At 65.5% G+C, this 17,391-nt stretch carries 17 protein-coding genes, 1 tRNA gene and 1 pseudogene; 6 read left to right on the top strand and 13 right to left on the bottom strand.

What is annotated here, in order from left to right; translation table 11 throughout:
• Positions 1 to 410 precede the first annotated feature (410 nt).
• Both C6A82_RS13765 and C6A82_RS13760 read left to right on the top strand, forming a co-directional pair.
• Positions 411 to 554, top strand: a complete 144-nt coding sequence (locus C6A82_RS13765; protein WP_158261652.1) for a hypothetical protein — start codon at positions 411 to 413, stop codon at positions 552 to 554.
• A 461-nt stretch (positions 555 to 1,015) separates the two neighbouring features.
• A complete protein-coding gene (locus C6A82_RS13760; RefSeq protein ID WP_105346685.1) occupies positions 1,016 to 1,786 on the top strand; it encodes an ANTAR domain-containing protein in 771 nt (256 codons plus the stop codon).
• A gap of 1,214 nt (positions 1,787 to 3,000) precedes the next feature.
• On the opposite strand, the gene C6A82_RS13755 is transcribed toward C6A82_RS13760, so the two are convergent.
• On the bottom strand, positions 3,001 to 3,267 hold the full coding sequence (locus C6A82_RS13755) for a WGxxGxxG family protein (RefSeq protein WP_105345895.1): 267 nt from the start codon (positions 3,265 to 3,267) through the stop codon (positions 3,001 to 3,003).
• 369 nt (positions 3,268 to 3,636) lie between these two features.
• On the opposite strand from C6A82_RS13755, the gene C6A82_RS13750 reads away from it, so the two are divergent.
• Together C6A82_RS13750 and C6A82_RS13745 are read left to right on the top strand one after the other, a co-directional pair.
• Positions 3,637 to 3,927: a tyrosine-type recombinase/integrase gene (locus C6A82_RS13750; RefSeq protein WP_233216972.1), complete on the top strand. Its 291-nt coding sequence runs from the start codon at positions 3,637 to 3,639 to the stop codon at positions 3,925 to 3,927.
• Positions 3,928 to 3,996: 69 nt separating this feature from the next.
• Positions 3,997 to 4,164: a hypothetical protein gene (locus C6A82_RS13745; protein WP_199193802.1), complete on the top strand. Its 168-nt coding sequence runs from the start codon at positions 3,997 to 3,999 to the stop codon at positions 4,162 to 4,164.
• A gap of 144 nt (positions 4,165 to 4,308) precedes the next feature.
• On the opposite strand, the gene C6A82_RS13740 is transcribed toward C6A82_RS13745, so the two are convergent.
• Positions 4,309 to 4,382 (bottom strand) — tRNA-Pro (locus C6A82_RS13740).
• 56 nt (positions 4,383 to 4,438) lie between these two features.
• Here C6A82_RS13740 and C6A82_RS13735 point away from each other — a divergent pair.
• Positions 4,439 to 5,961 (top strand): annotated as a pseudogene (locus C6A82_RS13735) (cryptochrome/photolyase family protein).
• Here the strand turns inward: C6A82_RS13735 and C6A82_RS13730 are convergent.
• Genes C6A82_RS13730 through C6A82_RS13700 form a run of 7 tightly spaced genes read right to left on the bottom strand, consistent with a single transcriptional unit; the run spans position 5,958 to position 12,087 of the window.
• The gene (locus tag C6A82_RS13730; protein ID WP_105345919.1) at positions 5,958 to 6,725 is read right to left on the bottom strand and encodes a sulfite exporter TauE/SafE family protein; all 768 of its coding nucleotides are present in this window, start codon (positions 6,723 to 6,725) and stop codon (positions 5,958 to 5,960) included. The pseudogene C6A82_RS13735 and the gene C6A82_RS13730 sit on opposite strands and share 4 nt — an antisense overlap.
• A 56-nt stretch (positions 6,726 to 6,781) precedes the next feature.
• Positions 6,782 to 8,197 (bottom strand): ribosome biogenesis GTPase Der, encoded by a 1,416-nt coding sequence (gene der, locus C6A82_RS13725; RefSeq protein WP_105345897.1) that lies wholly within the window; start codon positions 8,195 to 8,197, stop codon positions 6,782 to 6,784.
• Entirely contained in the window at positions 8,194 to 8,880 is a 687-nt protein-coding gene (gene cmk, locus C6A82_RS13720; RefSeq protein WP_105345898.1) for a (d)CMP kinase, read from the bottom strand. Before cmk ends, der begins: the two co-directional genes overlap by 4 nt.
• A complete protein-coding gene (locus tag C6A82_RS13715; RefSeq protein ID WP_105345899.1) occupies positions 8,877 to 9,620 on the bottom strand; it encodes a pseudouridine synthase in 744 nt (247 codons plus the stop codon). Before C6A82_RS13715 ends, cmk begins: the two co-directional genes overlap by 4 nt.
• A gap of 1 nt (position 9,621) precedes the next feature.
• On the bottom strand, positions 9,622 to 10,326 hold the full coding sequence (scpB, locus tag C6A82_RS13710; protein WP_199193804.1) for an SMC-Scp complex subunit ScpB: 705 nt from the start codon (positions 10,324 to 10,326) through the stop codon (positions 9,622 to 9,624).
• 58 nt (positions 10,327 to 10,384) lie between these two features.
• Positions 10,385 to 11,218 (bottom strand): segregation/condensation protein A, encoded by an 834-nt coding sequence (locus C6A82_RS13705; RefSeq protein WP_105345902.1) that lies wholly within the window; start codon positions 11,216 to 11,218, stop codon positions 10,385 to 10,387.
• Positions 11,215 to 12,087: a ParA family protein gene (locus C6A82_RS13700; RefSeq protein WP_105345904.1), complete on the bottom strand. Its 873-nt coding sequence runs from the start codon at positions 12,085 to 12,087 to the stop codon at positions 11,215 to 11,217. Before C6A82_RS13700 ends, C6A82_RS13705 begins: the two co-directional genes overlap by 4 nt.
• A gap of 131 nt (positions 12,088 to 12,218) precedes the next feature.
• Between C6A82_RS13700 and C6A82_RS13695 the strand changes: the two genes are divergently transcribed.
• On the top strand, positions 12,219 to 12,974 hold the full coding sequence (locus tag C6A82_RS13695; protein WP_105345920.1) for an O-methyltransferase: 756 nt from the start codon (positions 12,219 to 12,221) through the stop codon (positions 12,972 to 12,974).
• A 3-nt stretch (positions 12,975 to 12,977) separates the two neighbouring features.
• On the opposite strand, the gene xerD is transcribed toward C6A82_RS13695, so the two are convergent.
• The 4 genes from xerD to C6A82_RS13675 all read right to left on the bottom strand — a co-directional run bounded on the left by xerD (position 12,978) and on the right by C6A82_RS13675 (position 17,385).
• On the bottom strand, positions 12,978 to 13,925 hold the full coding sequence (xerD, locus tag C6A82_RS13690; protein ID WP_105345907.1) for a site-specific tyrosine recombinase XerD: 948 nt from the start codon (positions 13,923 to 13,925) through the stop codon (positions 12,978 to 12,980).
• Positions 13,922 to 14,545, bottom strand: coding sequence for an NUDIX hydrolase (locus C6A82_RS13685; protein ID WP_105345908.1), 624 nt, complete (start codon positions 14,543 to 14,545; stop codon positions 13,922 to 13,924). Before C6A82_RS13685 ends, xerD begins: the two co-directional genes overlap by 4 nt.
• A complete protein-coding gene (locus C6A82_RS13680; RefSeq protein WP_199193803.1) occupies positions 14,538 to 16,313 on the bottom strand; it encodes a CTP synthase in 1,776 nt (591 codons plus the stop codon). Before C6A82_RS13680 ends, C6A82_RS13685 begins: the two co-directional genes overlap by 8 nt.
• A gap of 130 nt (positions 16,314 to 16,443) precedes the next feature.
• Positions 16,444 to 17,385 (bottom strand): copper transporter, encoded by a 942-nt coding sequence (locus tag C6A82_RS13675; RefSeq protein WP_105345910.1) that lies wholly within the window; start codon positions 17,383 to 17,385, stop codon positions 16,444 to 16,446.
• Positions 17,386 to 17,391 lie beyond the last annotated feature (6 nt).

Raw genomic sequence — 17,391 nt, 5'->3', positions numbered from 1 at the left:
GCGCGGGGCAACCTACGACGTTCTCGATGCAATTCCTTGGACCGCCTACGGGTGCACCTCGAACATTGGGGCGGGGGCGGCAGTGGACGGCCTGGTTGACCACTTCGGTCTAACGAACTCGTGGACCGGGGCGTTGCTGTCCAGCGCCACTCTCACGAAGATGAGGCGACGCTGATCGCTCCGGAAACCGCTTCTATCTGCTCTAACTCTCGTCGGGCTGACAGGATTTGGACCTGCGACCACTTGACCCCCAGGCTCAATAACGACGTTCGCACACATACGCGAATGTTCCGTTGCCGCAGGTAGATCACACTGACCGCACCCCCGCAAACAGTCACAAACACCGACGAAATCTGAGTCGTTGCGCTACCCGTTGCGCTACCTCAAACAATCGAAAGGAACCCCATCACATGACCATGCCCAGCTCCCTACGTGAACTCGCTGCGGTGTGCGGACAGCTCGCGATTCTGCTCGTCGAGGAGGCGAAGACGCGATCCGATCTAGTGCGCGAATTATTCCTCGGAGGGAACCAGACCGACATGTCTGCCGTCTGACGTACTCTCTCCACCTCGGCCCGTCATCCGCTCCCCTGATGGCGGGCCGAATCTCGTTTTGCCGCAGCTCAGGTCGGGTAGCCCGGCGCCTAGGTCGGTTGTGAGAAAGCCGGCTTCCGCGATGACTCAGGTTCCGCTAGTTCAGCAACATGAGCCAGCGGGAGCGTCTATGAAGTCCGGAGAACTCGTTGTTGGGCATACAACTAGCTGCGGTGAGTAGTATCAGTGCATCACCGGGTCTAGCCGGGTGGCGTCGAACATTTCCGTTGTTAGATGACCCAGGGTGCCTTCCCTCAGCGTTGCACACACACAGCGTCGGCCTGGACTCACCGGTTCGCCGTCAACGCTTCGGTTCTCGCGCTGTCAGCGGATCACACAGCCGTGAGACGTTGCCGCCGCTGGGCTCCATGCATTTCTGGTAGCGAAGCGTGGGCAACCGACGACCCGAAAGCCGACCCTCAATGCCAGACGACGACACCCTGTCCCCCACCCAAAAGTCGGCGGACCTCTCGGACCCACTGGCGCGGCTCCTAACTACAGCAGAAGCGGTCGAGGGTTTACGAGAGCTCTTTGCCGCCGAAGAACCCCTAGACGATGTCGCCCGCCGGGTCGCCGAAACTGCGCTCGCCGCGATCCCGCATGCGGACATCATCAGCATCACAGTGCTGTCGTGGCCCGAGTCGCGCACCGCGGCCTGTACCGATGAACAGGAACTCGATACCGAGCAATACGCCTCGGGCCGGGGGCCGTGTTTAGAGGCCGCATTGCAACGGACGCCGCTGCGCTCGATCATCGGCGATGAAGAACCACGGTGGCCCGAATTTGTTGAGGCCGCCCAGCGAGCAGGGATCCGCGCAAGTTTGTCGGTTCCGCTGCTGATCGACGGTTCGGATAGCGAGCAGGAAAACGTCGGCTCGCTCAACGTATACAGCCGGACTTCAACCGCATTCGATTCGTTCGACGCTGAACTGATGCGTCTGTACAGCATTGCCGCCGGCCAAGCGATCAGCAACTCCCGCCGGTGGCAGAAAGCCCGAGAGACCGTCAGCCAACTTGAAACAGCGCTGCTCTCTCGCTCCGACAATGACATGGCCAAGGGCGCACTTATTGCGTTGCATGGCTGTGATCCGCATGCGGCCTTCCACGAACTCAAGGACGACTCTCAACGGCGCAACATCAAACTGCGCGACGTTGCCCGGGAAATGCTCATCCGAATGCAAGAGAAGTCCTAGCTTCCTCCTTCGGAGGCGTCGTCCTGCTTGTCGTGCCGCCGCCTAAAGTCGCTGGCCCATAAGCACCAGCAATGCAGCGCCCTGGGCCGCCACCGCAGGAAATAATAAGTTCCGTGAAGCCGGCGACAAACCTCCTCGTAGAAGGACTGTCGGCACTCGCCGAAGCCCTTCGAGAGTTGGACGCCAATTTGGCAAAGCTCGACCGGGGGCCCGAACATCTTGAACACCGCCTGGTGGAGGTGATATCTAGTTTTCGGGGGGAGAGCGCGGGTGGTCGGCCGCTCGCGCATCCAAGGTCTTGCCGGTTCTGCCCCACGTGCCGGCGGGACCGCCCCTCTCGTCTTGTGGTCGCCTCGGGGTCTCCTAGTCGCTTCGTTCGTTGGTTCCCGAGAATTTGTGCCGCGCTGCGTCCCCGGCCTCTGCGTCGGCATCTCGGCCGGCGCGGTGCCAAGCTGCCGCAGCTTCGTGATTCGCCGCGTCGCCGCCTTCGAGAGCGGCGGCCCTAGCGTCGTGGTTGCGTGCGGCTCTATCGTGCGCTGCTGCCGCGCTGTCGTATGCTTCCGCGTTATGCTCGGCCGCTCGACGGACATCACCTTGTGTCGGGCGCTGTCCTGCGGCGAGTTGTTCGCGCCTACGGGCGATCTCTTCAACTCGCTTCCGGCGGCGCGATGTTGAGTCCATGGTCACTTTGACGCTACGCGCGGGCACCACGAGGGCGTCACGAGAGTAGCAACCCGGCGCCATCTTCACTCCGGGGTGGCGTGGCGGGCCGAAGCCTCTTTCCGGCGCGAATTTCGCACCTCTTCTGATGCTCGCCGGAGCGCCTCACTTCTCGCGCAGACTTCGGCGGACACCTGACAAAGCTCGCGCGATGGCTCCTTCACCGCTTGACTCAGTTCGAACATCGGCACGGAGCGGTCATCGAAGGAGCCGGGTCGCCCACTCACGGCGGTAGATTAACCGGTTGCTCACCGGTTATCCATGCAGACCCGATGTACTTCGGTAGTTCGTGAATGACTTGCGAGGGCAGCGGATACAGCTGTCATCGAGCTTGCCTTTCGAGACCGACATCTTGCAGCGGTCAGTGGGAGTCCCGAGCCCGTGAGCGGTAGCGGCTCGGGGCTCCCCATCGCTTCGGCATTGCGTTCCCAGACAGCGAAACCCCCCGCCAGGCGTCGGCACTGACGGGGGGGCAGCTCGCGCGAGTGGTTGTGTTACGCGCGGGGATTATTGGTGATGGTGCCGCCGCCGCGGTTGGACGGGTAGTCGGCGTCCTTGCGCCGCTTCAGGCCAACCAGACCGAGCAGACCCAGCAGGCCCGCCAAGCCCCACAGCCCGTTGTCGCCGCCGTCGTCTTCTTGCTCCTGCGCGACGGTGGTGGTCGTGGTAGCTGGCGCTTCGAGGGTTGCGGCGTTCGCGACACCTGCGCCGCCGAACAGCAACGTCAAGGTAGTGACTCCAACAACAAGTGGCTTGTGCATTTGTTCTCCTTCAGTTGTGACCGACCGATGTACGAATCGGGTCAACGGGTGGAATTGTGCGGACCAGCTGTCTCTAGTCACAGCCGAGAGGGCCGGTGATCCTCCGGCTAACCTCAGCAGCAGGCCATTAATTGACGCGAAGGCTTTTATCGAAACCACTTCGCTGTTCTAATTGAGTCACCAGCGCCGGTTTCCGCAGTTCAGTGGTGCTTGTGACTCGCAACACAAATCGTTGATTGCCTCTCAGCATGAGGTTGGGGATAACGAGGAAGGGCACGCGCGTGGTCGTGTGGGAGGCGACTGGCGAGGGATGCTCCAGGGCCTCCTAGGCGGCCGACGGGGATCATCGCTTCTGCTAAGACGCTAGCGTTGGCCCCCTCTGGCCGCCGCCCCGCCGAGCTCGGCCGACCAGTTGACCCGCGCAACTTCCTGCGCGTCATCGAGGACGCCGCCAAAACAGCGGGCGTCGAGGGTGTCGGCGTGCACACCCTTCGCCACTCGGCGGCGGTCGGGTGGCTTGAGGCCGGGGTGCACATAAAAGCGGTGGCCGACATGCTCGGGCACTCGTCCATCTCGATTACCGGCGACATCTACGGCCACACGTCCGATGACACGGCGCGGGCTGCGGTCGATGGGTGGAGCGGCGTGCTCGGGCTGTGAGCGCCAGACTCACGCCCCGGCGTAGCCCTTGGCTGGGACTACACTCTGTTCATCTAGTCAGGAAAAATTATGCCCACAATCGAGGCACACCTCCGCCGAGAGATCCACAATTACGCTGCCGAGTTACGGAAGCTGGCCTACACCGTGCCCAACGGGATGGCAGAGCACGAACTTCTCGAATTGTCGGAGTCGATGAACGTCGCCGCCGACAAGACTCCCGAGAAATACAAGCACTAGCCGACTTTTCGCGCACGGCGCGCCAACCAATGACGACTTGCGAGAAGCGCGTTGCGCTACCTGTTGCGCTACTTACCCCTGGCGGGTATGGCTTTTCGCATCTGTGGATCTCGCCGATACGGCTCTGACCTGCTGGTTCTCTTGTCGGGCTGACAGGATTTGAACCTGCGACCACTTGACCCCCAGTCAAGTGCGCTACCAAACTGCGCCACAGCCCGGTGCTGCCATATCGCATCGGCAGCAGCACGTGAGCCTACCGTAGCGCGCCGTCACAATCCCAGCCGCTTCCAGCGGGTACACCCGGCTCGTGAGCACGGATGACGACACTCCCCTGTGGCTTTTTGCCGACCAGCTCGGCCCGGCCACCCACGGTGGCGAACATTCGCACCGGGAGATACTGCTGGTCGAGGCCGCCTCGGCGCTGCGCAAGAGGCCGTATCACCGGCAAAAGCTGCACATCGTGCTCTCTGCCCTGCGCCACGCCGACCGCGACCTCGGCGACCGAGCCACCTGTTGCAGTCCGACACCTACACCGACGCGCTCGAGCGCTACGGCCGGAAAGTTCTCGTCTACGAGCCGACCTCGCATGCCGCCGAGCGGTTCGTGTACCGCGTGCGCGATCGGGGCCTGGTTGCCGACGTGTTGCCGACACCGACGTTCGCGCTACCCCGCAAGGACTTCGCCGAGTGGGCAGGCGACCGCACCCGCTTCCGCATGGAGGATTTCTACCGCGACCAACGGCGCCGCTTCGACGTCCTGATGAACGGCGCCGATCCCGTCGGCAATCGGTGGAACTACGACGAGGAGAACCGCGAGTCTCCCCCGAAGAAGCAAGCGACGCTCGCGGTGCCTAAGCCCTATCAGCCGCGCGAAGACGACATCGACGAGCAGGTGCGCCACGACCTCGACGCAATGGACCTGCCGCACGCGGTCGGCAAGGACGGCCCGCGCCTTTTCGCCGTAACCCCGACCGAGGCCCAGCGCGCACTGGGCCGCTTCATCGAACAGCGCCTCGCCACCTTCGGCCGCTACGAGGACGCGATCATGAGCCAGGACTGGGCGATGTCGCATTCACTGCTGTCGGTCCCGCTCAATCTCGGGGTTCTGCACCCGCTCGATGCCGTCGAGGCCGCCGAGCAGGCCTATCGGGAAAACGGCGCCCCCTTGGCCGCCGTCGAAGGCTTCATCCGGCAGATCCTCGGCTTGCGTGAATACATGTGCCATCTGTACTGGCACATCGGTCCCGGCTATACCCGCAACAACGAGCTCCAAGCCCGCACCGCCCTGCCAAGGTGGTGGCGCGAACTCGACGCCGACGCCGTCACCGCCGAGTGTCTGCGCCACGCGTTGATGGGCGTCCGGGACCGCGGCTGGACGCACCACATTCAGCGACTCATGGTGCTCGGCAACCACGCGTTGCAGCGCGGCTATCGGCCCGCCGAGCTCACCGAGTGGTTCGCGACGGCCTACGTCGACGGCTTCCGCTGGGTGATGCCGACCAACGTCGTGGGGATGAGTCAGCACGCCGACGGAGGGAAGTTGGCCACCAAGCCCTACGCCGCGGGCGGGGCGTACATCAACAAGATGAGCGACCACTGCGGCGACTGCGCCTACGACCCGAAGAAGCGCCTCGGCGGGGACGCGTGCCCGTTCACCGCGGGGTATTGGCAGTTCGTGCACCGCCACAAGGATCGGCTGGCCAAAAACAACCGCACGCAGCGCTCCGTGGCGTCGATGGAGCGGCTGAAGGATCTCGACGCCGTGCTCGAGCAGGAGTCGTCACGTCGGAGCTTCTAGACGGTCAGCAAGCGCCACAGGCCGATGAGGCCGACGACGACGATGAACGCGCGCAACGCATTCGGCGACAGCCGGCGTCCGTAGTGCGCACCGATCCACCCGCCGATCAACGACCCGAGCGCGATCAGGCCCGCCGCGGCCCAACTTATGCGGTCGAAGGCGACCGCGATATAGGCAATGGCGGCAACAACATTCACGATCAGCGACAGCAGGTTCTTCGCGGCGTTCATCCGCTGCATGTCTTCGGGCAGCAACGCGCCCATCACGCCCATCAGCAGAATGCCCTGCGCGGCGGTGAAGTAGCCGCCGTAGACTCCGACCGCGAACGTGCCGAGCACCAACGCCACCATCTTGCCCCGCGACACGTGCTCGGCCGATTGGCCCGCCGCCTCGGCCCGCTTCCGGGCCCAGTTCTGAATACGCGGCCCGATCACGACGAGAATCAATGCCAGGATCAACAGCACGGGAACGACTTCGGTGAAGACCTTCTCGGGCAGATGCAGAAGCAGCCAGGCGCCGGCAAGGGCGCCGACGAACGACGCAGGCATCTGCCATTTCAGCCGGTTCCACTGGCCGCGCAGCTCACGGCGGTACCCCCAGGTGCCCGAAATCCCGCCGGCGACCAACCCGATCGCATTGGACATCGTCGAGACCACCGGCGGATATCCCAGCGTCACCAGGGTGGGAAAGGTGACGAGCGTGCCCGACCCGACCAGGCTGTTGATGGCTCCTGCCGCGACGCCCGCCAACGCGATCAGGATCATGTCGATGGCGGGCACCGGACCAACCTAGCGAGAGCGCGCGCAGGGCCGACAGTCGCTCACCGAGATCTCGCTCCGCGCTTCTCGCGCACCCGTACGTTGATGCGCACGGGGCTGCCCTCGAACCCGAATGTCTCACGTAGCCGCCGCTCGAGAAACCGGCGATAGCCGGCTTCCAGGAAACCTGTGGTGAACAACACAAACGTCGGCGGCCGCGTGGTGGCCTGCGTGGCGAACAGGATCCTGGGCTGCTTGCCGCCGCGCACCGGAGGTGGCGTGGCCGCAACCACCTCCTTGAGGAACGAGTTCAGCCTGCCGGTCGGGATCCGGGCGTCCCAGGATGCCAGCGCCGTCTCCAGGGCGGGAACCAGCTTCTGCACCGCCCGTCCCGTCTTCGCCGAAATGTTGACCCTCGGCGCCCACTGAACCTGTGCGAGTTCGCGATCGATCTCGCGGCTCAGGTCGTAGCGCCGGTCCTCGTCGACGAGGTCCCATTTGTTGAACGCGAGCACCAGCGCCCGGCCCGCTTCGATGACCATCGACAGCACCCGCTGATCCTGCTCCGTCAGCGGCTGTGAGGCGTCGATCAACACGATGACCACCTCGGCGGCGTCAATCGCGCCACGGGTGCGCACCGACGCATAGAACTCGTGTCCGCTGGCCTGGCCGACCTTACGTCGCAGCCCTGCGGTATCGACGAAACGCCATGTCCTGTCGCCCAATTGAATCAGTGAGTCGACCGGGTCGACGGTTGTCCCGGCCTGGTCGTGCACGACCGCACGCTCGTCTCCGGCCAGCTGGTTCAGCAGCGAGCTCTTCCCGACGTTCGGCTTTCCGACCAGCGCGACCCGTCGCGGTCCGCCACCACGCGCCCCGACCTCCGACACCGCAGGCAACGACTCGACGACCTGATCGAGAAGATCGGCCACCCCGCGGCCGTGCATGGCACTGATCGAATGCGGCTCCCCCAGCCCGAGTGACCACAGCGCGGCGGCGTCGGCCTCGCCGCGCTCAGTGTCGACCTTGTTCGCCGCGAGGAAAACCGGCTTGCCGGAGCGCTGCAAGATCCGCGCCGCCGCCTCGTCGCCCGCGGTGGCGCCCACGAGGGCGTCGACGACGAGGATGATCGCGTCGGCGGTGCGCATCGCCACCGAAGCCTGCTCTGCGACTAGTTGCTGTAGGCCTTTCGCATCGGGTTCCCAGCCGCCGGTGTCCTGGACGAAGAACCGGCGGCCGACCCAGTTCGCGTCGTAGGAGACCCGGTCGCGGGTGACGCCGGGGATGTCCTGCACCACCGCTTCGCGGCGTCCGAGGATTCGGTTCACCAACGTGGACTTTCCGACGTTCGGCCGCCCGACCACGGCAACCACCGGCGGCGGACCGGAAAGGTCGTCCGCGCCCTCAACGTCCCCAACTTCAGAATGGCCTATCTCCCAGTCGCTTTCGTCGGCCCACGTGCCGTCCGATTCGGTCATCGCGCGGCTCCCGCGTGCTGCCGGACGAGCTCGACGAGGTGCTCGACGACCTCGGACTCCGACATATCGCTGGTGTCGACCACCAGCGCGTCGTCGGCTGCACGCAGCGGAGAGACCGCGCGGGTGGAGTCCAAGTGATCGCGCCGTTTCACGTCGGCCAGCACGGCGTCGTAGTCGTCACGTAGGCCGCTGGCGACGTTCTGCTCGTTGCGCCGCCGCGCCCGTTCCTCCGCCGAGGCGGTCAGGAAGATCTTGACGTCGGCACCGGGCAGTACGACAGTGCCGATGTCGCGCCCTTCGACCACGACGCTGTCGGGACCGGCTGCCAGTTCGCGCTGCAGACCCACAAGGCGCGCACGCACGGCGGGTACCGCCGAAACGGCGGACACTGCCCTGGTCACCGCGTCGCCGCGGATTTCGGCCGAAACATCTTCAGCGTCGAGGTAAGCGCGGTCTTCGTCCGGGTTGTAGCCGACCGAAAGCGGTACGCCTGCCGCGGCGGACTCGACGGCGGGAGTGTCGCCCAGCTCGACGCCCGCACGCAGCACAGCCAACGTCACGATCCGGTACATCGCCCCCGTGTCGAGGTATCGTGCATGCAATGCGCGCGCCAAACCCCGTGACACCGAGGACTTTCCGGTTCCAGCCGGGCCGTCGACCGCGATGACCACCGACTCGCTCACAGCCCGACCGCCTTGTAAAGGGACCCGATCTCGCTTCGGGTCAGCACCCGGATACTGCCGGGCCGCTGGTCCCCCAGCGCGACCGCTCCGATGTCAGTGCGCACAAGTTCCTGAACCGGATAGCCGACCTCCTTGAGCATGCGGCGAACGATGCGCTTGCGTCCTTCATGCAGCGTCACGCGCACCAGCGTCTTGCCCGGCACCGCGTCCACCACGGCGAAGTCGTCGACGCGCGCGGGCCCGTCGTCCAGTTCGACACCGTCGCGAAGTGTGCGCCCGAGTCCGCGCGGCACGGCGCCCACCACCGTCGCGAGATAGGTCTTGGGCACCTCGAACGAGGGATGCATCAGCCGGTGGGCCAACTCGCCGTCGTTGGTCAGCAGCATCAGGCCCTCGGTGTCGGCGTCGAGTCGTCCGACGTGAAAGAGCTTCTTGTTACCACGCACCCGGTGTTCGACCAGATCGCCGATGCATGGCCTGCCGCGGTCGTCGGACATCGTCGAGTGCATGCCGCGAGGCTTGTTCAATGCCAGATGGACCAGGGTGTCGTCGAGCATCACCCGCGCCCCGTCGACACGGATCACCGACGCGTCGGGGTCCACCCTGGTGCCCAATTCAGTGACCACCTTGCCGTCGACGTCGACGCGGCCGTCGACGATCATCCTCTCGGCCACGCGGCGTGAGGCTATTCCGGCTTGCGACAAGACTTTCTGCAGTCGCACGCCTTCCCGGTCTGCCATGTCAGTCTTTGTCCACGTCGAAGGACATCGGCTGCGCACCGCTCGAGGCCGATGTGCCGCCGAGCTTCACGAAACGCGGTTCCTCGCTGAGCGTTTCGCTCAGATCGTCGATGACATCGACGTCGGGCAGCAGCGGCGCGATATCGGGAAGGTCGCTCAACGAACTCAACCCGAGCCGTTCAAGGAACAGGTCAGTCGTCGAGAAGGTGATGGCGCCGGTGTCGCTGTCGGTGCCGGCCTCGGTGATCAACCCGCGGGCCAGCAGCGTCCGCATCACCGCATCGACGTTCACACCACGTACCGCGCTGACCCTGGCACGCGTGACGGGCTGGCGATACGCCACAACCGCCAACGTCTCCAGGGCCGCGCGGGTCAGCTTGGAACGCGAACCGTCCAGAAGCAGCCGCTCGACGTAAGGGGCGTAGAGCGACCTGGTGTACATGCGCCAGCCGCCGCCCGCCTCGCGCAGATCGATACCGCTCTGCCTTGCGGTGAGTTCCTCGGCCAGCAGCGCCAGCTTGGCCGATACCCGGTAGGCCGGCTGCTGGATGGCCGCGGCAAGTGCGTCGACGGTAACGGGTGTGTCGACCACCAAAAGCAACGCCTCGAGCACGGCACCAAGTTCGGCGTCCTCGAGTTCCGGCGACTCAGCGACGTCGATGCCGAGGTCGAGGTCGAGATCGGTGATGTCGCCGTTGACGCCCATGGCCTCGTCACCGTTCACCGGTTGCGCGCGCCCGCCGTCGGCCGGCTGGGAAAATTCGTCACTCATGATTGGGCTCTTCCACCGGCTCAGCGGCTTCGGTCTGATCGCTGGACGGCTCGTCTCCCGTCCACGAAATCTGTAGCACACCAAGCGGTTCTGTTTGGTCAAATGCTACCGCCCGGGCCCGGTAGAGCTCGAGCAGCGCCAGGAACCGGCCGACGATCAAGATCGGCTCACGGCAGTCGGCGACCAGCTCGGAGAAAGTCGCCCAATGGCCAGGCCCGCGGCGTTGCAGTTCGGCGAGCAGTCGTTCGGCCTGCTCGGGCACCGACACGATCAGCTCGTGAAGGTGTTCGGTGGCCACCGTCGGCACCGGGCGGGGGGTGAACGCGCTGGCCGCGATCTCGGCGAACAACTGCGCGTCGACACCGAGCATCACCTCGGGCAGCAGATCCTCATAACGCTGCTCGAGCGATACCGCACGGGGATAGCTGCGCAGCGCCGCGGCCTCCAGCTCGGCGAACATCTCGGCGACGTGCTTGAACGCCCGGTACTGCAACAGCCGCGCGAACAGCAGGTCGCGAACCTCCAGAAGCGCTAGGTCCTCTTCGTCGTGGATCTCGCCTGCAGGCAGCAGGCGCGCGGCCTTGAGATCCAGCAGCGTCGCCGCGATCACCAGAAACGCAGTGGTCTCATCGAGTTCGAGCTGAGGACCGATCGCCTTGGTGTAGGCGATGAATTCATCGGTCACCTGGTGCAACGCCACCTCGGTGACATCGAGACGGTGGGCGAAGATCAGCTGCAGCAGCAGGTCGAACGGGCCCTCGAAGTTGCTCAGCCGAACCTGAAAGCCCGTCTGTTGCGACTCCGCCGGCTGGGTCCGGGTGTTCACGAACCGAACCGGTCGATGACCTCGCGGGCCAACGAGCGATATGACTGCGCACCACCGGATTTCGGCGCCCAGGTGGTGATCGGTTCGCCTGCGACGCTGGTTTCGGGAAAGCGCACCGTGCGGGTGATCACAGTGTCGAACACCAGATCACCGAACCTTTCCAGGACCCTGGCCATCACCTCACGGGCGTTGACGGTGCGCGGGTCGTACCGGGTGATCAGGATGCCACTGATGCCCAGTCTGGGGTTCAACCGGTCATGCACCTTCTCGACGGTGTCGGTCAGCAGGGCCAGCCCGCGCAGCGAGAAGTACTCGCATTCGGTCGGGATGATGACGCCGTCCGAACAGGCCAACCCGTTCACGGTCAGCAGACCGAGCGACGGCTGGCAGTCGATCAGCACGTAGTCGTAGCGGTCGAGGACCGGGTGCAGAGCCCTTGCCAGCGACTGCTCGCGGCCGACCTCGTTGACCAGTTGGATTTCGGCGGCCGACAGGTCGATGTTGCTCGGCACAAGGTCCATGTTCTTCACCCGGGTGTGGATGAGGACGTTCTCGATGGACACCCTCGGCTCCACCAGCAGGCTGTGAACGGTGTGGTCGAGCTCGTAATGCGGCACGCCTAGTCCCGCCGAAAGCGCGCCCTGCGGATCGAGGTCGACGAGCAGCACCCGCCTGCCGTATTCGGCCAGGCTGGCGCCCAGGTTGATCGTCGAGGTCGTCTTTCCGACGCCACCCTTCTGGTTGCACATCGCGATGACCTTCGCGGGCCCGTGCACGCTCTTGGGTTTGGGGTCGGGAATCGTTCGCGGGGTGCGACCAGTCAGACCGGCCAGTGCGGGCGGGTCGGCTCCGCCGCCGCCCTCGCTCATACCTCGACTCCAGCGAACATCCGGGCAAGTTTAACGGGGAGAATGCCCTCATCCGGGCAGACCCGCGCAAGCCGACGGCGTCACGCGCATGATGGAAACGATCCGGCTCGCCCACACCTAGGCTGATGATCATGAACGTGAAGCGGCGATTGGCGTTTCTCCGCCCGTCTTTCCTCACCCTTGCGTTGCGGCTCCCCCGGTTCGTCAAGACCGGTCAGTTCGGCGACGGCCGGGAGTCGGCGTGTGCGGCCTACGTGGAGGCCAATGCGCGCCGCGGAGACATCGACGACGTGCTGAACACGATCGACGAGTTCGCCGTCGAGAAGTCGATGCTGGTCAATGTCGGCGACGAGAAGGGTCAACTGCTGGACGCCGCGGCCCGGCGGGCCAACCCGGACGTCGCGCTCGAACTCGGCACATACTGCGGTTACAGCGCGCTGCGCATCGCGAAGGCCGCGCCGAACGCCAAGGTATACACCGTCGAACTGTCGGCGGCCAACGCCGAAGTGGCCCGACGAATCTGGACGCACGCCGGGGTCGCCGACCGGATTACCTGCGTGGTCGGCACGATCGGTGACGGCGGGCAGACCCTCGGCGCACTCGCAGGCCGGCACGGGTTCGGCAAGGGAACGGTCGATCTGCTCTTCATCGACCACGAGAAGAGCGTCTACCTGTCCGACCTGCAGAGCATCCTCGACCAGGGCTGGCTGCACACCGGCTCGATCGTCGTCGCCGACAATGTCCGCATTCCGGGTGCACCGAAATATCGCGCCTACATGCGTGAGCAGCAGGGCAAGCTGTGGGACACCGTGGAACACAAGACGCACGTCGAGTACCAGACCTTGATCGGCGACCTGGTGCTCGAGTCGGAGTATCTCGGCGACTGACGGCTATCGCGCCCGTGGATGGGCGCCTGCCCACACCTCGCGAAGCGCGTGCACCGTGACCAGGGTGTAGATCTGCGTGGTGGTGACCGATGCGTGGCCGAGGAGTTCCTGGACGACGCGCACGTCGGCGCCGCCGTCGAGCAGATGAGTGGCGAAGGAGTGCCGCAGCGTGTGCGGTGAAACCGCGGCGGTGATGCCCGCTCGTTCAGCGGCGTCCTGCAGCACCTGCCAAGCGCTCTGGCGCGACAGCCGTCCGCCGCGGGCGTTGAGGAAGATCGCCGGTGTTCCCTTGCCGCGTCGGGCCAACTCGGGACGGCCTCGCACCAGGTAGGCGTCCAGCGCGGTGACGGCGGGGCGGCCGATCGGCACCAGCCGCTGCTTACCGCCTTTGCCGCGCAGCAGCACCGAGCGGGCGTGTGTGTCGATGTCGTCCAGGTCCAGCCCGACGGCTTCGGAGATGCGCGCGCCGGTGGAGTACAGCAGCTCGAGCAGCGCCCGGTTCCGCAGTGACAGCGGACCGTCGGCCTCGCTGTCACCGCCTGCCCCTTCGAGGAGGGCCAGCACTTCGTCGACGGTCAGGCTTTTGGGCAGCCGCCTGCTCGGTGTCGGCGGTTTCACGGCGCGGGCCACGTCGAGCTCGGTGACACCTTCTGACGCCGCGAATCGATGCAGCCCACGAACGGCGATCAATGCTCGCGCCGCCGACACTGCCGACAGCGGAGCCGCCCCGCTGTCGGGGTCGCCCCGGCGCAACGCGGCGAGGAAGTCGCTGACGTCGGTCTCGGTGACCTTGGTCAGGTCGTCGATTCCGCGCAGTGCCAGGTGTTCGGCGTAGCGCCGAAGATCCCGCCGGTAGGAGCTCAGCGTGTTCGCGGCCACGCCGCGTTCGATCGTCAGGTGGTCGAGATAGCCCTGGAGCTGGTCGTCGAGCGCCGGCCGAAAAGTCGTCATGGCTGGTCCTTCCGACCGGTGAACGCGGTCGGCCTGTCGATCCATTCGGCGTCGACGGGGCGCAGCGACTCGACATCAGCTCTAGCGGCGTGCGCAGCGAGGATCCCGCTGACCGCGATCGTGTTGACGATCTCGCCGGTCAACGCCATCGCCACCGCGTCGTCGAGCGAAAACCACCGCACCATCAGGTCTGCTTCCTCGTCGTGAGCGTCTGGCCTGCCGACGTCGGTCAGGCCGGTGGCGAGGTACACCCGGACGCCTTCGTCGCTGAACCCCGGTGAGCTGACCAGGTCGACCAGGACACGCCAGCCTCGCGCAGCCAGCCCCGCCTCTTCCGCCAACTCACGTGCGGCGGTGAGGTGAGGCGGCTCGCCGCCCATGTCCAACAGCCCGGCGGGCAGCTCCCAGAGCCGTCTGCCAACGGGGTGGAGATACTGATAGACCGTGACGATGTTGCCGTCGTCGTCCATCGCCAGAATGGCGACGGCACCGTAGTGCTCGACGACTTCTCGACGGGCGGTGTTGCCGCCGGGCATGCGCACCTCATCGGCGCGTAACGCGAAAATCTTACCTACGTAAAGGGTTTCGGAGTCGACGGTCCCGAACTCGTGTTCAGCCACGGACTTCTGATTTTTCCCGGGCGTCGTCTCCGCGCATCTGCTCGACTGCGTCCCGGCGCTCGGCGCCGTTGGCTCGCTGCTCCGGGATCTCCACCGGTAGCCGCTCGGCGGCCTTGAAGTCCAGTGCCGCCCCGATCAGCGCCACGAACAGTGGATGCGGTCGGGTCGGCCGGCTCTTCAACTCGGGATGGGCCTGCGTGCCCACCAGAAACGGGTGCACGTCGGGTGCGTACTCGACGAACTCCACCAGATGACCGTCGGGCGACGTGCCGGAGAACTTCAGCCCGCTCTCGGCGATGCGATCTCGGTAGGCGTTGTTGACTTCGTAGCGATGCCGGTGCCGTTCCGACACCTCGGTGGCGCCGTACGCCTGCGCCACAATGGAATCCGACTCCAGCACCGCCGGATAGGCGCCGAGGCGCATCGTGCCGCCGAGGTCGGCGTCTCCAGCGACAGCGTCGCGCTGGTCGGCCATCGTCGAGATGACGGGGTCGGATGTGCCCGGGTCGAACTCAGACGAGTTGGCTCCGCTGATACCGACCGAACGGGCCGCCTCGATGACGATGCACTGCAGGCCGAGGCACAGACCCAGCACGGGAAGGCCACGCTTGCGTGCGTAGTGGATCGCGCCGATCTTGCCCTCGATACCCCTGATTCCGAAGCCGCCGGGAATCAGCACCGCGTGGACGTCGTCGAGTTCCGCGGCGGCGCCGTGGTCGGTCTCGCAGTCATCGGAGGCCACCCACCGCATCTCAACCTTCGCCCGGTGCTTGAAGCCACCCGCACGCAGCGCCTCGGCGACTGAGAGGTAGGCGTCCGATAGGTCGATGTACTTGCCGACCAACGCGATTCGCACGGTCTCACGAGGTTCGTGCACCCGTTGCAGGAGATCGTTCCACTGCGTCCAGTCGACGTCGCGGAACGGCAGGTTCAGCCGGCGCACGACATACGCGTCGAGTTCTTCGCGGTGTAGCACCTTGGGTATGTCGTAGATCGACGGCGCATCCGGGGTCGAGATCACGCCGTCGATGTCGACGTCGCACATCAGCGCGATCTTGTTCTTGAGCGGCTCGGGAACATCCCGGTCACAGCGCAGGATCAACGCATCGGGGGTGATACCGATGCTGCGCAGCGCGGCGACGGAGTGCTGGGTGGGTTTGGTTTTCAGCTCACCGGACGGCGCCATGAAGGGCACCAGCGAGCAGTGCAGGAAGAAGCAGTTCTCACGGCCGACTTCGTGGCGCACCTGGCGTGCGGCCTCGAGGAACGGAAGCGACTCGATGTCGCCGACGGTGCCGCCGATCTCGGTGATCACCACGTCGGCCCGGTTACCGTCGGCGTCGGGTTCGGCCATCGCGAGGACGCGACTCTTGATCTCGTCGGTGATGTGCGGGATGACCTGGACGGTGTCGCCGAGATACTCGCCGCGGCGCTCCTTGGCAATCACCGTCGAATAGACCTGCCCGGTCGTCACATTCGCCCAACCGGGCAGGTTGCGGTCGAGAAACCGCTCGTAGTGCCCGACATCGAGGTCGGTCTCTGCACCGTCCTCTGTGACGAACACCTCGCCGTGCTGGAACGGGTTCATCGTGCCCGGATCGACGTTGAGGTACGGGTCGAGCTTCTGCATGGTGACCTGCAGGCCACGAGCGGTCAGCAACTGACCCAGACTCGACGCGGTGAGACCCTTACCAAGCGAAGAAACCACACCGCCGGTGACGAAGAGATGCTTGGTGGCGGTTTGCGGGTGCTTGCGTAAAGCTGGCAAGAGCAACCTCCGTGACGACGGGCAGGACAAGGCAATGACGATCTGGGGCCTGCCGACCCACGGAACTCCACATTAACACCGACCCCGGCAAGGCGTCGCTGACGCGCCGGGTTCGTGCGATCCCTGCGAGCTATTGCGGGATGGTCACCGATGCCGCGCCCTGCCCGATGCCGTACTGGCCGGGCCGTCCGCCGTTGATCAGGTCCTGCAGCGCCAGAACCGCGGTGATCCGCCCGGAAGCGGCGTCGACGTCGTCGACGGTGCTGACCGACGACGCGAGGGCGGCGTCGGATCGGGTCACGGCCACCGCCGCGGTGCCCGAAGCGGTGCCGTCACGGCCGGCCACGACGGTGCCCGAGCCGTGGGGTGCCAGCCCTGCGGCGAAGCGCGCGACGGTGGCTCCCCTGTTGCCCGCATCGTCGCCGAGTCCGCCGCCGGTGACGATCAGGGCCGCATCGGCCGCGCCGACGCGGTCGGTGCCGTAGATGATGAAGCCGGTGTCCCTCAAGGCGGTGAGCACGGTGTCGCGCTGCTGGTCGTCGACCGCGGCCACCTTGGGATCCCGGTTGGTCAGCAGCGCGATACCCAGCAGATCACCCGCCTGCGAACCCTGGTCCACGGATTTGGTGCTCAGCTGTGCCCCGGCGGGCACGATCGGCGAGTTCACCACCGAGAGAAGCTTCTCCGCGGAGTTGGCGTTGACGAACTCGTCGGTCAGCGCAACGGTTCCGCTCACCGTTCCGCCGGCCTGTTCCACCATTCGGGTCAACGACTCGACGTCATCGTCCGCTGCGTCCGGCGTGCGGAACAGCACCACTGCTTTGGCTGCCAGCGAGTCGCGCAGGATACGCGGCGCCATCTGCCCGTCGAATTCGCCTGCTGCGCTCAGCTTCTCGTTGAGTGCGTTCTTCTGCTCCGTCAACCCCTCGATCTGGGTCTGCAGGTCCTTCTTGTCGTCACGCAGCCCGGACAGCACCGTATTGGACAACAATCCGGAGCCCAGCGCAACGCCGATAGCGAGGGCGAGAAAGACTGCGGCCAGCGAAATCGTATGTGCGCGTAGAGAAATCACTGCAGC

It is taken from the genome of Mycobacterium sp. ITM-2016-00318, from assembly GCF_002968285.2.
Taxonomy (GTDB): domain Bacteria; phylum Actinomycetota; class Actinomycetes; order Mycobacteriales; family Mycobacteriaceae; genus Mycobacterium.
Note: the sequence above shows the minus strand (reverse complement) of the source record. Positions and strands in the feature narration are given on the sequence as shown.

What these genes read in the sequence shown, in the direction of transcription:
- C6A82_RS13765 (WP_158261652.1), top strand. Translation starts at nt 411, where the DNA reads ATGACCATGCCCAGCTCCCTACGTGAACTCGCTGCGGTGTGCGGACAG.
- C6A82_RS13760 (WP_105346685.1), top strand. Translation starts at nt 1,016, where the DNA reads ATGCCAGACGACGACACCCTGTCCCCCACCCAAAAGTCGGCGGACCTC.
- C6A82_RS13755 (WP_105345895.1), bottom strand. Translation starts at nt 3,267, where the DNA reads ATGCACAAGCCACTTGTTGTTGGAGTCACTACCTTGACGTTGCTGTTC.
- C6A82_RS13745 (WP_199193802.1), top strand. Translation starts at nt 3,997, where the DNA reads ATGCCCACAATCGAGGCACACCTCCGCCGAGAGATCCACAATTACGCT.
- C6A82_RS13730 (WP_105345919.1), bottom strand. Translation starts at nt 6,725, where the DNA reads ATGATCCTGATCGCGTTGGCGGGCGTCGCGGCAGGAGCCATCAACAGC.
- der (WP_105345897.1), bottom strand. Translation starts at nt 8,197, where the DNA reads ATGACCGAATCGGACGGCACGTGGGCCGACGAAAGCGACTGGGAGATA.
- C6A82_RS13715 (WP_105345899.1), bottom strand. Translation starts at nt 9,620, where the DNA reads ATGGCAGACCGGGAAGGCGTGCGACTGCAGAAAGTCTTGTCGCAAGCC.
- scpB (WP_199193804.1), bottom strand. Translation starts at nt 10,326, where the DNA reads ATGGGCGTCAACGGCGACATCACCGATCTCGACCTCGACCTCGGCATC.
- C6A82_RS13700 (WP_105345904.1), bottom strand. Translation starts at nt 12,087, where the DNA reads ATGAGCGAGGGCGGCGGCGGAGCCGACCCGCCCGCACTGGCCGGTCTG.
- C6A82_RS13695 (WP_105345920.1), top strand. Translation starts at nt 12,219, where the DNA reads ATGAACGTGAAGCGGCGATTGGCGTTTCTCCGCCCGTCTTTCCTCACC.
- xerD (WP_105345907.1), bottom strand. Translation starts at nt 13,925, where the DNA reads ATGACGACTTTTCGGCCGGCGCTCGACGACCAGCTCCAGGGCTATCTC.